Below are 17,070 nucleotides of genomic sequence, written 5' to 3' on the forward strand. Positions count from 1 at the left end.
GCCCTCCGGAACGAGAGGGCGATCATAGTTCAAAATCGCGTTGGGGGCCGCTTTGCGGCCCAGCGGGAGCAAGCTCCCGCACTTGTTCCGGGCGGAACCAGATCCACAGGTTACCCAGGACCATGCCGGCCAAGGCCAGATACACCGGCCAGCCGTGGTCGAGCATCACCAGCATCAGCCCGGCGCAGAACAGCATGCTGGCGGTGGCACCGACCTTGGTCCGGCGCGGGATGACCTTGCCGTTGCGCCAGTTGTGCAGCATCGGCCCGAACAGCCGGTGACTTTCCAGCCAGGCGCTCAGTCGCGGTGAACTGCGGGTGGCGGCCCAGGCTGCCAACAGGATGAACTCGGTGGTCGGCAGGCCGGGCACGACGATGGCGACCAGGCCGATGGCCAGGCTGGTGTAGGCGAGCAGGGCGAAGAGTAGTTGGGCGGTTTTCGAGGCTGGACAGTTCATGAACTTCTTTCAGGCCTACGCATTTCCTTGTGGGAGCGAGCCTGCTCGCGATAGCTGTGTGCCAGGCGCCATCATTGGAGGCTGACACACCGCAATCGCGAGCAGGCTCGCTCCCACAGGCAGTGGTGGTGAATTTCAGGCCAGTTCAGCTTCATAGGCGTGCTCGAGCAACACCGTAAACCGATTGAAGGCATCCAGCGCGCCTTTGTCCGCTTCGGCTTCCTGTTGTTCAGTGAAGGCCAGGCCGTCGAGGGTGCGGATGAAGGTTTTCCAGCCTTCAGCACGACCGCCGGCAGGTTCTGCCAGGTGCCGAGCGCCGAAGGTTTCGCTCAGGCCCAGGCCGACGGCGCGCTTGATCAAAAATGCAGCACCGAGCTTGGAGCCTTCGGAGACAAACAGCCAACCCAGGGCCTCGGCCTGGGTCGGATTTTTTACCGCGCCGGCTACTGGCGCGGGGACGTCGGTGTCCAGGTCCGCAAGATCTGCCTTGGCCGCTTCTGCCCGGCAACGGGCCGGCAGGTCGGGGATCAGGCTGGACAGTTCGGCGTCGTTGTACAGCGCCACCAGTTCCGATTGGAACAGGTACTGGGCCACGACGAAGCGGGCGAAGTTGGCCTTGGTTTCGAACGGGGCGTGGGCCTTGACCAGTGCATCGAGCCTGCTGTGGGGCTCGTGGGTGATCTGGTTCAAGCGTTGGGAGCGTAAAACGGGGTGTTGGGTAGTCATGAAAAACTCCTTCGAATGAGCACATTGTGGCGAGAGGCTGTGGGAGCAAAGCTTGCTCGCGAACAGGCGCCTCGATTCCTGGAAGACCGCATCACCTTCATAGCGGGCAAGCCTTGCTCTCACATGACGCTCCTCGCCACAGGTATTTGTTTTGCCTGGCAACCGAGTCAGATATCCCAGATCAGATTGACCGCGAAATTACGCCCGGGCTGGGTCAGACGGTCGAGGTTGGCGGGGCTCAGCACCGCTGCTTCGCCAACGCTGTCGTAGCCACGCACGTCATCCCACAGCCAGTACTTCTTGTCGGTGAGGTTGTAGAGACCACCGCTGACGGTGACGTCGTGGGTCACCTTGTAGAAACCGGTCAGGTCGAGGATGCCGAAGCCCGGGGTCTTGAACTGGCTGCTGACGCCATCGGGCGAGTTGAAGTTGCTGTCGTCGACGCGGTCTTTTTTCTTGACCAGGGTCCAACTGAGCAACGTGCCGAACCGGTCCTGCTCGTAACCCAGGCCGAACACGCCGGTGAGCGGGTTGACGCTGTTGATCGGCTCGCCTGTGTCGTTATTGCGACCGTAGGCATAGGCCACCGAGCCTTGGGTGTACAGGCCTTGCGGTGCGCCGAACAGATCCAGGTTCAGGCGTCCCTTGACCTCGGCGCCCTTGATGGTGGCGTGCTTGATGTTGTTGCTCTGGAAGGTCAGCGCATCGGCCCCGGGTGTGATCGCATCTTCGTTGATGAAGTCGCGATACTTGTTGTAGAACACCGCCACATCGAACGAACCGGAGTCGAAACGGCCCCGCAGGCCAGTCTCATAGCTTTTGCTTTTTTCCGGTTCCAGATCGGGGTTGGGTTCCACGCTGTAGCCGGCGCCGGGATTGTCAAAGCGACCATACAGCGCCTTGGCGGTTGGCGTGCGGAAGCCTTCGGCGTACTGGCCGTACCAGGTGTACTGGTCGCTCAGGGCGTAGGTCAGGCCGAATTTGGGCGAGACGCGATGCCAGGTCTTGTTCTTGTCGCTGACTTGACCGCCGCTGGTGGGGTCCACGGTGTTGAGGAATGCCTCGGTCAGGTGCGGCTTGAGCCGCGTGTAGTCGTAACGCAGGGCCGGCGTGAAAGTCCATCGGTTCCAACGGATCTGATCCTGGGCGAACAGGCTGTAGGTGTTGATGGTCGGGTCCGGGAAGTCGCTGGCTTTTTCCAGCACGTCCCGGGTGCTGATGGCACCGACGGCTGAGCAACCCACGCCGACGGCCAGACAGACGCCATTGCCACTGCGCGAACCGGTGACTTTCTGCTGCTTGATCGTGGTGCCGTAGGTCAGCGCGTGATCGGTGTCGGCGAGGCTGAAGGCCTTGTCCAACTGGGCGTCGAGAACCCACTGTTTTTCTTCGTAGAGGGTCTCTCGTGTGCGTAGCACCTGGCGGGTGATGGGGAAGTAAAACTCGGCGGTGCTCTGGTCGGTCTTGGCGATCTGGTGGTTCAGGCTCCACTTCACGTGGTCGGCCAGGAGGCTGTCGAGGGCGAAGCTGTGCTCCAGGCCGAAGCGTTCGCGGCTGATGGTGTCGTTACCGGTGCGCCACTGATACATGCCGCCGGGCAATACAAAGTCAGGAATTGCCGGCTGGCCGTCGGAGTAGGGGCCGCCATAGGCACTTTTCAGATCGGTGTCCCGGTCATCCTTGTACTTCTCGTAGACCAGACCCAGGCGCGAATCATCGTTGTAGTTCCAGCCGAGCTTGGCCAGCACATTGTGGGTGCGCACGTCTTCGGGGTTGGCCGCGGTGCGGTCTAGGCCGGTGCCGTTGTTATTGCCGTAGGATTGGGTTTCATGACCGTCGCGCTGGCTGTAATGCAACAGGCCGTCGAACGGCCCACTGCGACCTGCGAGGGTGGCGGATTTGAGCCAGCTTTCGTCGGCGGAGCTGTAGCCGGTCTTCAGGCGGGCGCCGACGTCGTTACCCGGTTTGATGATGTCGTCCGGATCAAGGGTGAAATAACTGACGGCGCCGCCGATGGCATTGCTGCCGTACAGCACCGAGGCCGGGCCGCGGAGGATCTCCACGCGCTTGACGATTTCCGGGTCCACGTAATTGCGCTGGGTCTTGGCGTACGGGCCGTTGAAGAAACCCCCGGGAATTTCCACACCGTCGACCTGCGTCAGCACCCGGTTGCCGTCGATTCCGCGAATATTGTAGCCGCTGATGCCGCCGCGCTGGCCTGCCCCACCCACTGAAACGCCGGGTTCATAGCGCACCAGATCCTTGAGGGTGTTGACGTTGTTGCGGTCCAGTTCCTGCCGGTCGTAGACGCTGACGCTGCTGGGTACGCTGACGATGTCCTGTTCCTGGCGTGTGGCGCTGATCGTCACCTGTTGCAGGTTCAGTACGCTGCTGGTGCTGTGCTTTTGCAGAACAATGCTGGTGTTGCCCAGTTTGCGGTAGCTCAGGTTGGTCCCCACCAACAGGCGCTCCAGGGCTTTTTCCGCTGGCAGCGAGCCGTTGACGCCCGGCGACGCGACGCCTTCGGCCAGTTCTGCGGGCAAGCCGACCTGCCAGCCCGTGACGGCGGTGAACGCATTCAGTGCCGAGACCAGCGGTTGCTGGGCAATGGCAAAAGTGTAATCACCAAGATTGCGCGCAGGCGGCTGCGCGGTGGTGGCGGCGAGGGCGGTCGGCGCGGTGCCGGCGATCAGGATGGCGGCGGTCAGCAATGACAGCGTGCACGCAGGGGCAAGGGACCGGCGGGTAAGGCGAGAGGACATCGATAGCGCTCCGTGTCGCATCTGTTATAGGTGCAGATGATGTCGCTGGATGCGAATCAATTGCATTGGCTATAACGAGACGAACCAGCGAAGCCTATCGAGTAAAAATAATTCTCATTTAGTTCAGGATCACCAGCGCCGGGAATTCCTGGAGGCGCGCAGAGGTGATGTGGGCCAGAGAACGGACCACGTCCAGCGGCTGGTCGAGGCGATAATTGCCGGTCACTGCGACCTGGGCCAACTGTTCGTTGTTGTTGATGATCCAGCCAGGGTAGTAGCGTCGCAGCTCGGCCAGTACCTGGTTCAGCGGTCGATTCTCGAACACCAGTCGTCCCTGGACCCACGCCAGATCGGTGCTGGCATCCATCCGGGCAGGGCGGTCGAAGCCGTTGGGGCCGATGCGGATGCTTTCCCCGGCCGACAGCCTGACATGGGCGTCATAACGCGTGGCCCGCAAATCCACATCACCGCGCTGCACCTGCACTTGCGTCACGCCATCGAGGTAGCGCACCGCGAAGGTGGTGTTGCTGACGCTGGCGATGACCGGCCCGGCGTCGATTTGCAGAGGCAGGGTGCGTGTGTCCGGGACTTCGAAAAACGCCTCGCCTTTGTACAACCGAGCTATGTGCCGTTGGTCGTTGAACGTGCTGGAAAAGGCCGAGTCGGTGTTGAGCAGGACCTTGGAGCCATCCTCCAGTTGCAGGCGCTGGCGTTCACCGACCACGGTCAGGTGATCGGCCTGCAGACGCAGGGGCAGGTCGCTGAAGTTGAACAGGCCCAGAAACAGCACGGCAGCGGTGGCCAAGGGTTTCCAATGGGCGCGCAAGCGTGACAGTGCACTGGCTTGGGGGCGGCCTTTGAGTTGCCGGGCGCTTTGCATCACTTGCGGGCCGTTCCAGATCGCCTGGGCCCGCTTGAATGCCTGACCATGGCGCGGATCGGCCGCCAGCCAGGCCTGGAACTGCCGGGTCTGCTCCTCGCTGGGGTTGTCCAGCAGAATGAGCCAGTCCAGCGCCTGTTCCATGGCATGGGCGGTGTCCTGCGCCGCAGCGTGCTCAGGGGCACGTTGTTTGTCTGTCACGGTGGTTCCTCGCAGTGTCTTTTGCACGGCTATTTAGCGTCAGCGACCAAGCCTAGCAGGGTCGCAGGCCAGCGCAATCGGCGACGGCCTCTTAGAGAAAATCCTTACAGGTTCAGTCGCCACCAAGGCGTTCGGCCACGCCCACACAGATCGCCATGATCAGCTTCAGTTCCTTCTGCACGGTGCTCAGCGACACGTCCAGCCGTTTAGCGATGTCCTGGTAACTGTGACCGTGCAGCCGGCTGAGGATAAAAATCTGCTGCTGTCGCGGGCTCAGCGCTTGCAGGCGGAGATTGAGGCGTTCGAGCATCTGCTCGGCATGGGCCGCGTCTTCGGCGCTGCTTTGGGGGGCGACCACGTTGTGGACAACTTCCTGCGGCACGTCGTCCAGCAGGGTCCGGGACTGAATACGCCGCGCACGCAAGTGGTCCAGCGCCAGGTTGCGGGCGGTCTGGAAAACGAAGGGTTCGAGGTGCTCGACCGTGCGCTCGCCCAAGGCGCGAGTGACACGCAGGTAGGTTTCCTGAAGCAGGTCTTCGGCGGTGCTGGGGTTGTTGACCATGCGCTGGAGGGTGCGCAGCAGTGGCGTGCGCTGGGCAAGGAAGACGTGATGAAAGCGCGATTGACTCACGGTAGGGCCCGATTCGATTTGACTAGATGATAATGCTTATCATCTAGTTGATGGGTCAAGCCCTCATTTCACCACCCCGACTCCATGTGGGAAGCAAGCCTGGGAAGCAGGCCTGTGGAAGCAAACCTGTGGGAGCAAACCTGTGGGAGCAAAGCTTGCTCCCACATTACCGGCTGCGCGGTGAGTTACTCGGCGTTACACAACGCCAGGCAGTTATCCAGCATGCGGTTGGAGAAGCCCCATTCGTTGTCATACCAGGCCAGTACCTTGAGCAGCTTGCCGCTGGCCTTGGTGTGGTTGGCGTCGAAAATCGACGACAGCGGGTTGTGGTTGAAATCGCTGGAGACCAGCGGCAGGGTGTTGTAGCCGAGAATCTTCGAATGCTGGCTAGCCTGGCGCAGCAGTTCGTTGACTTCTTCGGCCGACGCTTCACGCTTGAGCTGCACGGTCAAATCCACCAGCGACACGTTGATCACCGGCACGCGCACGGCCATACCGGTCAGCTTGCCCGCCAGTTCCGGCAGCACCAGGCCCACGGCCTCGGCGGCGCCGGTCTTGCTCGGGATCATGTTCTGTGTGGCCGAACGGGCGCGGTATGGGTCGCTGTGGTAGACGTCGGTCAGGTTCTGGTCATTGGTGTAGGCATGGATCGTGGTCATCAGGCCGCTTTCGATGCCCAGTTCGCGGTGCAGCACCTGGGCCACCGGGGCCAGGCAGTTGGTGGTGCACGAAGCGTTGGAGATGATCTGGTGGGACTGGCGCAAAATATCGTGGTTCACGCCGTACACCACGGTGGCGTCGGCACCCTTGGCCGGGGCCGAAATGATCACCTTGCGGGCGCCGGCGCTGATATGGGCGGCGGCCTTGGCGCGGTCGGTGAACAAACCGGTGCATTCGAACACGACGTCGATTTTTTCGGCGGCCCAGGGCAGTTCGGCCGGGTTGCGGATGGCGCTGACCGAGATACGGTCACCATTGACCGTCAGGCTTTCGTGATCGTGCTGCACGTCGGCATCGAAGGTGCCGTGAACCGTGTCGAACTTGAGCAGATGAGCATTGATTGCGCTGTCGCCCAGGTCGTTGATGGCGACGATCTGCAAGTCGCGACGATAACCTTGGGTATACAGTGCACGGAGGACGTTGCGGCCGATGCGGCCAAAACCATTGATTGCGATTCGAAGAGTCATTAACTGCGCCGCCGTCGATTTGTTGTTGGAATTACAAGATTATTCGCATAAAAATAGAAAACAAGCCTTTTTAGTGGCAATATTTTGTTTTATCTACAACGATTGACCTGAATCAACTGGTCCGAATGGTCAAGAAATCCGCTGTCGCCCAATGCGTGGCGGGGTTTTGACCAGCATAGACAATCAGGTCGCCACACCCGTTAGCCTGGAGTTCTACACATGCATCCCCGCGTACTTGAGGTCACCGAACGGCTTATCGCCCGCAGCCGCGCCACGCGTCAGGCTTACCTTGCATTGATCCGCGGTGCAGCCAGCGACGGTCCGATGCGCGGTAAGTTGCAATGCGCCAACTTCGCCCACGGCGTGGCCGGTTGCGGCACCGAAGACAAGCATCACCTGCGGATGATGAACGCCGCCAACATCGCCATCGTGTCTTCCTACAACGACATGCTCTCGGCCCACCAGCCCTACGAAACCTTCCCGGAACAGATCAAGAAAGCCTTGCGCGAGATCGGCTCGGTCGGCCAGTTTGCCGGTGGCACGCCGGCCATGTGCGATGGCGTGACCCAAGGTGAGGCGGGGATGGAACTGAGCCTGCCGAGCCGCGAAGTGATCGCACTGTCGACGGCGGTCGCGTTGTCCCACAACATGTTCGACGGCGCACTGATGCTCGGCATCTGCGACAAGATCGTGCCAGGCCTGATGATGGGCGCGCTGCGTTTCGGTCATTTGCCGACGATTTTCGTGCCAGGCGGGCCCATGGTCTCAGGCATTTCCAACAAGCAGAAAGCCGACGTGCGTCAGCGCTATGCCGAGGGCAAGGCCACCCGCGAAGAGCTGCTGGAGTCGGAGATGAAGTCCTACCACAGCCCCGGCACCTGCACCTTCTACGGCACGGCCAACACCAACCAGTTGTTGATGGAGGTAATGGGCCTGCACTTGCCGGGTGCCTCGTTCGTCAACCCGAACACGCCGTTGCGTGATGCGCTGACTCGCGAAGCGGCGTTCCAGGTCACGCGCCTGACCAAGCAGAGCGGCAACTTCATGCCCATCGGCGAAATCGTCGACGAGCGGTCGCTGGTCAATTCCGTTGTCGCGCTGCACGCCACCGGCGGTTCCACCAATCACACCTTGCACATGCCAGCCATTGCCATGGCCGCAGGCATCCAGCTGACCTGGCAGGACATGGCCGACCTCTCCGAGGTGGTGCCGACCCTGAGTCACGTCTATCCGAACGGCAAGGCCGACATCAACCACTTCCAGGCGGCGGGCGGCATGTCGTTCCTGATCCGCGAATTGCTGGAAGCCGGCTTGCTCCACGAAAACGTCAATACCGTGCTGGGTCACGGCCTGAGCCGCTACACCCAGGAACCGTTTCTCGAAGACGGCGAGCTGGTATGGCGCGAAGGCCCGATCGAAAGCCTCGATGAAAACATTCTGCGCCCGGTGGCCCGCGCGTTCTCGGCCGAGGGCGGGTTGCGGGTGATGGAAGGCAACCTGGGGCGCGGCGTGATGAAAGTCTCGGCGGTGGCCCTGGAAAACCAGGTCGTCGAAGCCCCGGCCATGGTCTTTCAGGATCAACAGGACCTGGCCGATGCGTTCAAGGCCGGCCTGCTGGAGAAAGATTTTGTCGCGGTGATGCGCTTCCAGGGCCCGCGCTCCAATGGCATGCCGGAGCTGCACAAGATGACACCGTTCCTCGGCGTATTGCAGGATCGCGGTTTCAAAGTGGCGTTGGTGACGGACGGACGCATGTCCGGCGCGTCGGGGAAAATTCCGGCGGCTATCCACGTCAGCCCCGAAGCCTACGTCGGCGGCGCATTGGCCCGCGTGCAGGAGGGCGATATCATCCGCGTCGATGGCGTCAAAGGCACCTTGGAGTTGAAGGTGGACGCCGAGGAATTCGCCGCACGCACACCGGCCAAGGGCTTGTTAGGCAACAACATTGGCACCGGTCGCGAGCTGTTTGGTTTCATGCGCATGGCCTTCAGCTCGGCAGAGCAGGGCGCCAGCGCCTTCACTTCTGCCCTGGAGACGCTTAATTGAAACTGGCTTTGGTCGGTGACATCGGTGGGACCAACGCCCGGTTCGCCTTGTGGAAGAACCACAACCTGGAAAATATCCAGGTGCTGGCGACCGCGGATTACGCCTGCCCCGAAGATGCCATCAAGGTTTACCTGAGCGGCGTGGGCCTGAAGCCGGGTTCGATCGGTTCGGTGTGCCTGTCCGTGGCGGGGCCGGTCAGCGGCGATGAGTTTCGCTTCACCAACAATCACTGGCGCCTGAGCAATCTGGCCTTTTGCAAGACCCTTGAGGTCGAGAAGCTGCTGCTGGTCAATGACTTTTCGGCCATGGCCCTGGGCATGACGTGCTTGCGTCCCGATGAATACCGGGTTGTCTGCGAGGGCACGCCGGAGCCGTTGCGTCCGGCGGTGGTGATCGGTCCTGGCACCGGGCTGGGTGTGGGCACGTTGCTGGATTTGGGCGGCGGTCGTTTCGCGGCATTGCCGGGGGAGGGGGGCCATGTCGACCTGCCCATGAGCAGCCCGCGGGAAACCCAGCTGTGGCAGCACATTTACAACGAGATCGGTCATGTCAGTGCCGAAACCGCCCTGAGCGGCAGTGGGTTACCTCGGGTGTACCGCGCCATCTGCGCGGTGGATGGCCATACGCCGGTGCTCGACACGCCCGAATCCATCACCGCCGCCGGCCTGGCCGGAGACCCCATTGCCCTGGAAGTGCTCGAGCAATTCTGCCGCTGGCTGGGGCGGGTGGCCGGTAACAATGTGCTGACGGTGGGTGGGCGTGGCGGTGTATACATCGTCGGCGGGGTGGTCCCGCGATTCGCCGATTTTTTCCTTGAAAGTGGTTTCGCCCGTTGCTTCGCCGACAAGGGCTGCATGAGCGATTATTTCAAGGGTATTCCAGTCTGGCTGGTGACGGCGCCGTATTCCGGGCTGATGGGCGCGGGTGTGGCGTTGGAGCAGTCGAACCCGGTTTAAAGTTGAAGTGTGGCCTCCCCCTGTGGGAGCGAGCCTGCTCGCGATAGCGGTGTATCAGCCAACATTCGTGGCGACTGAAACACTGCTATCGCGAGCAGGCTCGCTCCCACAAGGTTTTGCAGTGTTTGTAGATTCCGTCCTTCAGGCATAATCCGCCCAACCCAAACAACAAGGACGAGGCCCCGTGAGTTCAGTGAACAAATCGATTTTGTTGGTCGACGACGACCAGGAGATTCGCGAACTGCTGGACACTTACCTCAGTCGCGCGGGTTTTCAGGTACGTACTACCCCTGATGGCGCCGGGTTTCGCCAGGCACTTAACGAAGCAGCCAGCGATCTGGTGATCCTCGACGTGATGTTGCCTGACGAGGACGGCTTCAGCCTTTGCCGCTGGGTTCGTCAGCACCCGCGCCAGGCCCACGTACCGATCATCATGCTCACGGCCAGTTCCGACGAGGCCGACCGGGTTATCGGCCTTGAGCTGGGGGCCGATGATTACCTGGGCAAACCTTTCAGTCCGCGTGAACTCCAGGCGCGCATCAAGGCGCTGTTGCGTCGTGCGCAGTTTGGCCAGGAACGCTCCGGCGGCGAAGTGTTGGCCTTCGACGAGTGGCGGCTGGACATGGTCAGCCATCGGCTGTTCCACACCGACGGCGAAGAAGTGATCCTCTCCGGCGCCGATTTCGCCTTGCTCAAGCTGTTTCTTGACCATCCCCAGGAAATCCTCGACCGCGACACCATTGGCAACGCCACTCGCGGTCGGGAGTTGATGCCCCTGGACCGAATCGTCGACATGGCGGTCAGTCGTCTGCGCCAGCGCCTGCGTGACACCGACAAGCCACCACGGTTGATCCGCACGGTGCGCGGCAGTGGTTATCAACTGGCGGCCAGTGTGATTGCCAGCAATGGTCATTGATTGGATCAAGAAAATAGCCCGCCGGGTGCCGGTGCCGCGTTCGTTGCTTGGAAGAATGCTGCTGCTGACCCTGCTGGTGGTGCTGTTCGCCCAGACCTTGTCCAGCCTGATCTGGGTCTCGCAACTGCGCGCCACCCAGCTCGAAGGCCTGGTCACCAGCGCCCGTAGCCTGGCCCATTCGATGACCGCCAGTGTCAGCTATCTGCGCTCGTTGCCGGTGGCTTACCGGCCATTGGTGCTGGATCAATTGCGCAGCATGGGCGGCACGCGGTTTGTCGTCACGCTCAACGACAAACCCCTGGGCATGGACGTGCTGCCGGTTACGCCGCGCAAGTTGGCGGTGCTCAAGGCGGTGGACGACGTACTGCGAAAATCCCTGGGCAACAGCGCCGACATCTCGGTGAAGTTTGTCAGTCCCGAAGACCTGCGGATTTTCAACGGCGGCCTGAAGCTTGATGAATTGCCGCGCTCCTGGGCCCACTACGCCTTGACCCTGGAACCGGTGAACCCGCCGGTGCTGGTCACGCAAATCCAGATGGCGCCGGGCGAATGGCTGTACATCGCTTCGCTGCTGCCCGAGCCCTACACCAGCCTTGAAGAGCAGAGCCTGCCGACGCAGCAGGTCGGTTTCATCGTGCTGACCAGCAGCCTGTTGTTGCTGTTCATCGGTTTGCTGGTGCATTGGCAGAGCCGGCCCCTCAAACGCCTGGCCCGCGCGGCACGCGACATGTCCCTGGGCGCCGAAGTGGAACCGGTAGCTGAAGGCGGCGGCAGCGAAGTGGTGGAAGTGGGCAGGGCATTCAATGCCATGCGTGAACGCATCAGCCGTTACCTGACCGAACGCAGCCAATTGTTCAGCGCGATTTCCCATGACTTGCGCACGCCGATCACGCGGCTGCGCTTGCGGGTCGAACTGCTGGAGGACGAAAACCTGCAGGCCAAGTTCGGCCGCGACCTGGACGAGCTGGAGTTATTGGTCAAAGGTGCGTTGCAATGCGTCAAGGACACCGACATTCACGAAAACATCGAGCCGGTGGACCTCAACCATGTGCTCGATTGCCTGGTCGAGCCGTACCTGGCGCCCAATGGCAATGGTCGGGTGACCCAGGATGGCCGCGCGTTGGCGCCGTATCCTGGCAAGCCACTGGCCCTCAAGCGCTGCATCGGTAACCTGATCGACAATGCGCTGAAGTACGGGCAAAACGCCCATTTGCACATCGATGACGATGACACCGCGTTCATCCTGCACGTCGACGACGAGGGGCCAGGTGTGCCGGAGCAACGTCTGGAGCAAGTCTTCGAACCGCACTTTCGCCTGGCCGGGCAGCAGCAGGGCTATGGCCTGGGCCTGGGCATCGCCCGCAACATCGCCCATAGCCATGGCGGCGAAGTCAGCCTGCAGAACCTGCGCGAGGGTGGGTTGCGGGTGACATTGCAGTTGCCTCGCAGTGTGGATTAGTCGGACCGCGTTCTCGTTGATCGCGAGCAGGCTCGCTCCCACAGGGCTCGGTGGTGACCACAAAAATTGTTTATTCCCTGGCGCCAATGTGGGAGCGAGCCTACTCGCGATGATGCCGTCAGCTTCAGCACATCGCTCAAGTGAATGTCACAAGTCGGTGACATAACTCGCCCCTTTCGTTACCTGCCACCCGCCATCCCTTGTTTAGACTCCCTGCGTCAAAACAACAAAAAAAGGTACTCCCATGGACACCTTCCAACCGGCCTTCAGCAGTTGGCTGAATGCGCCTGCCCACCAGCAATGGCTTGCCGCCGAAGGCTTGCGTCTGCTGGCGTTCGCCAAGGCCTCGAAGCTGCCGGACGGCTTTGGCAACCTGGACGAGCAGGGTCGCCTGCCGGACGATGCCCGGGCTGAAACCATGAACACTGCACGCATGACCCATAGCTTCGCCATGGCCCATATCCAGGGGCTGCCGGGGTTCTCCGAGCTGGTGGACCACGGTGTCCAGGCCCTCAGCGGCCCTCTGCGGGACGCCGAGCACGGCGGCTGGTTCGCCACGGCGCAACCCCATGAGAACGACACCGGCAAGGCCGCCTACCTGCACGCATTTGTCGCCTTGGCGGCCAGTTCCGCAGTGGTGGCCCAACGTCCTGGCGCCCAGGCGTTGCTGGATGAAGCCGTGCGGGTGATCGATACGCACTTCTGGAGCGAAGAGGAGGGCGCCCTGCGCGAGTCCTTCAACCGCGACTGGAGCGACGAAGAAGCCTATCGCGGCGCCAACAGCAACATGCACGCCACCGAAGCCTTCCTGGCCCTGGCCGATGCCACGGACGAGCCCCGCTGGCTGGTCCGCGCGCTGCGTATCGTTGAGCGGGTAATCCACGGCCACGCCGCCGCCAATGACTACCTGGTGGTGGAGCATTTCGATCGTCACTGGCAGCCGCTGCGCGAGTACAACCACGACAACCCCGCCGACGGTTTTCGCCCTTACGGCACCACGCCCGGCCATGGTTTCGAATGGGCGCGGCTGCTGTTGCACCTTGAGGCTGCACGGGTGCAGATTGGCATGTTGACCCCGGGCTGGCTGGCCCAGGATGCGCAGAAACTTTTTGACCAGAACTGCCGCCACGGTTGGGAGGTCGACGGCGCCCCAGGCCTTGTCTACACCCTGGACTGGGACAATCGCGCGGTAGTTCGCCATCGCCTGCATTGGGTGCATGCCGAAGCAGCGGCCGCCGCCAGTGCCTTGCTCAAACGCACCGACGAGGCGCAATACGAAGCCTGGTACCGGCGGTTCTGGGAGTTCTGTGACAAACATTTCATCGACCGTTGCAGCGGCAGCTGGTACCACGAGCTCGATCCGCAAAACCGCCCCAGCGCCGACATCTGGCCGGGCAAGCCGGACCTGTATCACGCCTGGCAGGCCGTGCTGATCCCGCGTTTGCCCCTCGCCCCCAGCATGGCGACGGCGTTGGCGAAACTCTCCAGTCCCGCGCCTGTGTAACCATGCCGTGACATTTACGCGTCCCTTCGTTACCTGCGAAGGGATTTCCCCTGTTTAGAATCCATGCAGCGCAAGCACCAGACTTGCATGCATAACAACAAGAAAGGTACTTCTAGATGAATGCGATTTCTCGCCTCGCTACTGTCATTTCTCTTGCTTCCCTGCTTCCCGTCGCAGCATTCCCTGTCAGCGCCCTTGCCGCCGAATCCAAAGGCAGCGTGGAAGTCGTTCACTGGTGGACGTCCGGTGGCGAAAAAGCCGCGGTCGATGTGCTCAAGGCCCAGGTAGAGAAAGACGGCTTTACCTGGAAGGATGGCGCTGTTGCCGGTGGTGGCGGCTCAACTGCCATGACCGTGCTCAAGAGTCGTGCCGTGGCCGGTAACCCACCGGGTGTGGCCCAGATCAAAGGCCCGGACATCCAGGAGTGGGCGTCTACCGGACTGCTCGACACCGACGTCCTGAAAGACGTTGCCAAAGAAGAGAAGTGGGACAGCCTGCTCGACAAGAAAGTCTCCGATACCGTGAAGTACGAAGGTGACTACGTTGCCGTGCCGGTGAACATCCACCGCGTCAACTGGCTGTGGATCAACCCGGAAGTCTTCAAGAAAGCCGGCATCACCAAAAACCCCACCACCCTCGAAGAATTCTACGCCGCCGGCGACAAGCTCAAGGCAGCAGGCTTCATTGCGCTGGCCCACGGCGGCCAGCCTTGGCAGGACAGCACGGTGTTCGAAGCCGTGGTGCTCTCGGTCATGGGCGTCGATGGCTACAAGAAAGCCCTGGTCGATCTGGACAACAAAGCCCTGACCGGTCCGGACATGGTCAAGGCGTTGACCGAGCTCAAGAAAGTCGCGACCTACATGGACGTGGACGGCAAGGGGCAGGACTGGAACCTGGAAGCGGCCAAGGTCATCAACGGCAAGGCCGGCATGCAGATCATGGGTGACTGGGCCAAGAGCGAATGGACCGCCGCGAAGAAAGTCGCCGGCAAGGACTACGAGTGCGTAGCTTTCCCGGGGACCGACAAGGCCTTCACCTACAACATCGACTCCCTGGCGGTGTTCAAGCAGAAAGACGAAGGCACCGCGGCCGGTCAGAAGGACATCGCCAAGGTCGTGCTGGGTGAGAACTTCCAGAAAGTCTTCAGCATCAACAAGGGTTCGATCCCGGTGCGCAACGACATGCTGGCCGACATGGCCAAGTACGGTTTCGATTCCTGCGCCCAGACCGCTGCCAAGGACTTCCTGGCGGACGCCAAGTCCGGCGGCCTGCAGCCGAGCATGGCGCACAACATGGCGACCACGTTGGCAGTACAGGGCGCGTTCTTTGACGTGGTGACCAACTTCATCAACGACCCGAAAGCCGACCCAGCCGACGCCGCCAAGAAACTTGGCGCAGCGGTTCAGTCTGCCAAGTAACCGTTAGCACCGCGACCCCCTGTGGGAGCGAGCCTGTTGGAGCAAAGCTTGCTCGCGATGAACGATAACGCGGTCATTCGAAAGACCGTAGCGCTTTCATCGCGAGCAAGCTCAGCTCCCACACAAGCCCGCTCCCACAAGGGATGCGAGTAGTCTTTTTCTCAAGTACTGGATCTTCCCATGAGTTCTGTTGCTGTGTTCAGCAAGGCCTCGCCGTTCGATGCATTGCAGCGCTGGCTCCCAAAACTGGTGCTGGCGCCGAGCATGTTCATCGTTCTGGTGGGCTTCTACGGTTATATCTTGTGGACGTTTGTTCTGTCGTTCACCACCTCGACCTTTCTGCCGAACTACAAGTGGGCGGGCCTGGCGCAATACGCGCGGCTGTGGGACAACGACCGCTGGTGGGTGGCGAGCAAGAACCTGGCGCTCTTTGGCGGCATGTTCATCGGCATCACCCTGGTGATCGGCGTGCTGCTGGCAGTGTTTCTTGACCAGCGCATTCGTCGTGAAGGTTTCATCCGCACCATTTACCTGTATCCGATGGCGCTCTCGATGATCGTCACCGGTACGGCCTGGAAGTGGTTGCTCAACCCGGGCATGGGCCTGGACAAATTGTTGCGTGACTGGGGCTGGGAAGGTTTTCGCCTGGACTGGCTGATCGACCCGGACCGTGTGGTGTATTGCCTGGTGATCGCCGCGGTGTGGCAGGCCTCGGGTTTCATCATGGCGATGTTCCTGGCCGGCCTGCGTGGGGTGGATCAATCGATCATCCGGGCTGCGCAGATCGATGGCGCGAGCATGCCGCGCATCTACTGGAAAGTGGTGCTGCCGAGCCTGCGTCCGGTGTTCTTCAGCGCCGTAATGATCCTGGCGCACATCGCGATCAAGAGCTTTGACCTGGTGGCGGCGATGACAGCCGGCGGCCCGGGTTACTCCTCTGACCTGCCTGCCATGTTCATGTACTCCTTCACATTCAGTCGCGGCCAGATGGGCATGGGCTCGGCCAGTGCGATTCTGATGCTCGGTGCGATTCTCGCAATCATCGTGCCTTACCTGTACTCCGAGCTGAGGACCAAGCGTCATGACTAGTCTCGCTGCCAAACCTTCCATCAGCCTGAGTCGCATCGCGATCTACGCGGTACTGATCCTTGCCGTATTGCTTTACCTGGTGCCGCTGGTAGTCATGCTGTTGACCAGCTTCAAGACCCCGGAAGACATCAGCACCGGCAACCTGCTGAGCTGGCCGACCGTGGTCACCGGCATCGGCTGGGTCAAGGCCTGGGCCACGGTTGACGGGTATTTCTGGAACTCGATCAAGATCACCGTCCCGGCGGTGCTGATCTCCACCGCGATCGGTGCATTGAACGGCTACGTGTTGTCGATGTGGCGCTTTCGCGGTTCGCAGTTGTTCTTCGGCCTGCTGCTGTTCGGCTGCTTCCTGCCGTTCCAGACCGTCTTGCTGCCGGCTTCGTTCACGCTCGGCAAGATGGGCCTGGCCAGTACCACCACGGGGCTGGTGTTCATACATGTGGTCTACGGCCTGGCGTTCACCACGCTGTTTTTCCGTAACTACTACGTGAGCATTCCCGATGCGCTGGTGAAAGCGGCGCGACTGGACGGTGCGGGTTTCTTCACCATCTTCCGGCGGATCATCCTGCCGATGTCCACCCCGATCATCATGGTCTGCCTGATCTGGCAGTTCACCCAGATCTGGAACGACTTCCTGTTTGGCGTGGTGTTCTCCAGCGGCGATTCGCAGCCCATCACGGTGGCGCTGAACAACTTGGTCAACACCAGTACCGGGGCCAAGGAATACAACGTTGATATGGCGGCGGCGATGATCGCCGGGCTGCCGACCCTGCTGGTCTATGTGGTGGCAGGCAAGTATTTCGTGCGCGGTCTGACGGCCGGCGCAGTCAAGGGGTAA

The 17,070-nt window shown here is 61.4% G+C and carries 14 protein-coding genes; 8 read left to right on the forward strand and 6 right to left on the reverse strand.

Annotated features, from left to right (window positions below):
• Window positions 1-22: 22 nt before the first annotated feature.
• The 6 genes from T3A99_RS22510 to gap form a co-directional block, all read right to left on the reverse strand.
• On the reverse strand, window positions 23-457 hold the full coding sequence (locus tag T3A99_RS22510; RefSeq protein ID WP_047228373.1) for a YbaN family protein: 435 nt from the start codon (window positions 455-457) through the stop codon (window positions 23-25).
• A 135-nt stretch (window positions 458-592) separates the two neighbouring features.
• Window positions 593-1,183, reverse strand: coding sequence for a biliverdin-producing heme oxygenase (locus T3A99_RS22515; protein WP_139050982.1), 591 nt, complete (start codon window positions 1,181-1,183; stop codon window positions 593-595).
• A gap of 167 nt (window positions 1,184-1,350) precedes the next feature.
• A complete protein-coding gene (locus T3A99_RS22520; protein ID WP_274090912.1) occupies window positions 1,351-3,945 on the reverse strand; it encodes a TonB-dependent receptor in 2,595 nt (864 codons plus the stop codon).
• A gap of 118 nt (window positions 3,946-4,063) precedes the next feature.
• Window positions 4,064-4,969 (reverse strand): FecR family protein, encoded by a 906-nt coding sequence (locus tag T3A99_RS22525; RefSeq protein ID WP_218575611.1) that lies wholly within the window; start codon window positions 4,967-4,969, stop codon window positions 4,064-4,066.
• Between the two features lie 169 nt (window positions 4,970-5,138).
• Window positions 5,139-5,657: an RNA polymerase sigma factor gene (locus tag T3A99_RS22530; RefSeq protein WP_047228369.1), complete on the reverse strand. Its 519-nt coding sequence runs from the start codon at window positions 5,655-5,657 to the stop codon at window positions 5,139-5,141.
• 185 nt (window positions 5,658-5,842) lie between these two features.
• Window positions 5,843-6,844: a type I glyceraldehyde-3-phosphate dehydrogenase gene (gap, locus tag T3A99_RS22535; protein WP_047228368.1), complete on the reverse strand. Its 1,002-nt coding sequence runs from the start codon at window positions 6,842-6,844 to the stop codon at window positions 5,843-5,845.
• 219 nt (window positions 6,845-7,063) lie between these two features.
• Here gap and edd point away from each other — a divergent pair, with 219 nt between their 5' ends.
• The 8 genes from edd (at window position 7,064) to T3A99_RS22575 (ending at window position 17,070) form a co-directional block, all read left to right on the forward strand.
• Window positions 7,064-8,890, forward strand: a complete 1,827-nt coding sequence (gene edd / locus T3A99_RS22540; RefSeq protein WP_047228367.1) for a phosphogluconate dehydratase — start codon at window positions 7,064-7,066, stop codon at window positions 8,888-8,890.
• On the forward strand, window positions 8,887-9,846 hold the full coding sequence (locus tag T3A99_RS22545; RefSeq protein WP_047228366.1) for a glucokinase: 960 nt from the start codon (window positions 8,887-8,889) through the stop codon (window positions 9,844-9,846). Before edd ends, T3A99_RS22545 begins: the two co-directional genes overlap by 4 nt.
• Window positions 9,847-10,030: 184 nt before the next feature.
• Window positions 10,031-10,762 (forward strand): response regulator, encoded by a 732-nt coding sequence (locus tag T3A99_RS22550; protein ID WP_047228365.1) that lies wholly within the window; start codon window positions 10,031-10,033, stop codon window positions 10,760-10,762.
• Window positions 10,752-12,221, forward strand: a complete 1,470-nt coding sequence (locus tag T3A99_RS22555; protein WP_047228364.1) for an ATP-binding protein — start codon at window positions 10,752-10,754, stop codon at window positions 12,219-12,221. Before T3A99_RS22550 ends, T3A99_RS22555 begins: the two co-directional genes overlap by 11 nt.
• A gap of 244 nt (window positions 12,222-12,465) precedes the next feature.
• A complete protein-coding gene (locus T3A99_RS22560) occupies window positions 12,466-13,725 on the forward strand; it encodes an AGE family epimerase/isomerase (RefSeq protein ID WP_322834818.1) in 1,260 nt (419 codons plus the stop codon).
• A 116-nt stretch (window positions 13,726-13,841) separates the two neighbouring features.
• A complete protein-coding gene (locus T3A99_RS22565; RefSeq protein WP_047228362.1) occupies window positions 13,842-15,143 on the forward strand; it encodes an ABC transporter substrate-binding protein in 1,302 nt (433 codons plus the stop codon).
• 180 nt (window positions 15,144-15,323) lie between these two features.
• Entirely contained in the window at window positions 15,324-16,232 is a 909-nt protein-coding gene (locus tag T3A99_RS22570) for a carbohydrate ABC transporter permease (protein WP_047228361.1), read from the forward strand.
• Window positions 16,225-17,070 carry a carbohydrate ABC transporter permease gene (locus tag T3A99_RS22575; protein ID WP_047228360.1) on the forward strand — a complete coding sequence of 282 codons (846 nt, stop codon included), beginning with the start codon at window positions 16,225-16,227 and terminating at the stop codon, window positions 17,068-17,070. Before T3A99_RS22570 ends, T3A99_RS22575 begins: the two co-directional genes overlap by 8 nt.

Source organism: Pseudomonas sp. N-137 (genome assembly GCF_034555295.1).
Taxonomy (GTDB): domain Bacteria; phylum Pseudomonadota; class Gammaproteobacteria; order Pseudomonadales; family Pseudomonadaceae; genus Aquipseudomonas; species Aquipseudomonas rhizophila.

What these genes read in the sequence shown, in the direction of transcription:
- T3A99_RS22510 (WP_047228373.1), bottom strand. Translation starts at nt 457, where the DNA reads ATGAACTGTCCAGCCTCGAAAACCGCCCAACTACTCTTCGCCCTGCTC.
- T3A99_RS22515 (WP_139050982.1), bottom strand. Translation starts at nt 1,183, where the DNA reads ATGACTACCCAACACCCCGTTTTACGCTCCCAACGCTTGAACCAGATC.
- T3A99_RS22520 (WP_274090912.1), bottom strand. Translation starts at nt 3,945, where the DNA reads ATGTCCTCTCGCCTTACCCGCCGGTCCCTTGCCCCTGCGTGCACGCTG.
- T3A99_RS22525 (WP_218575611.1), bottom strand. Translation starts at nt 4,969, where the DNA reads ATGGAACAGGCGCTGGACTGGCTCATTCTGCTGGACAACCCCAGCGAG.
- gap (WP_047228368.1), bottom strand. Translation starts at nt 6,844, where the DNA reads ATGACTCTTCGAATCGCAATCAATGGTTTTGGCCGCATCGGCCGCAAC.
- edd (WP_047228367.1), top strand. Translation starts at nt 7,064, where the DNA reads ATGCATCCCCGCGTACTTGAGGTCACCGAACGGCTTATCGCCCGCAGC.
- T3A99_RS22555 (WP_047228364.1), top strand. Translation starts at nt 10,752, where the DNA reads ATGGTCATTGATTGGATCAAGAAAATAGCCCGCCGGGTGCCGGTGCCG.
- T3A99_RS22560 (WP_322834818.1), top strand. Translation starts at nt 12,466, where the DNA reads ATGGACACCTTCCAACCGGCCTTCAGCAGTTGGCTGAATGCGCCTGCC.
- T3A99_RS22565 (WP_047228362.1), top strand. Translation starts at nt 13,842, where the DNA reads ATGAATGCGATTTCTCGCCTCGCTACTGTCATTTCTCTTGCTTCCCTG.
- T3A99_RS22570 (WP_047228361.1), top strand. Translation starts at nt 15,324, where the DNA reads ATGAGTTCTGTTGCTGTGTTCAGCAAGGCCTCGCCGTTCGATGCATTG.
- T3A99_RS22575 (WP_047228360.1), top strand. Translation starts at nt 16,225, where the DNA reads ATGACTAGTCTCGCTGCCAAACCTTCCATCAGCCTGAGTCGCATCGCG.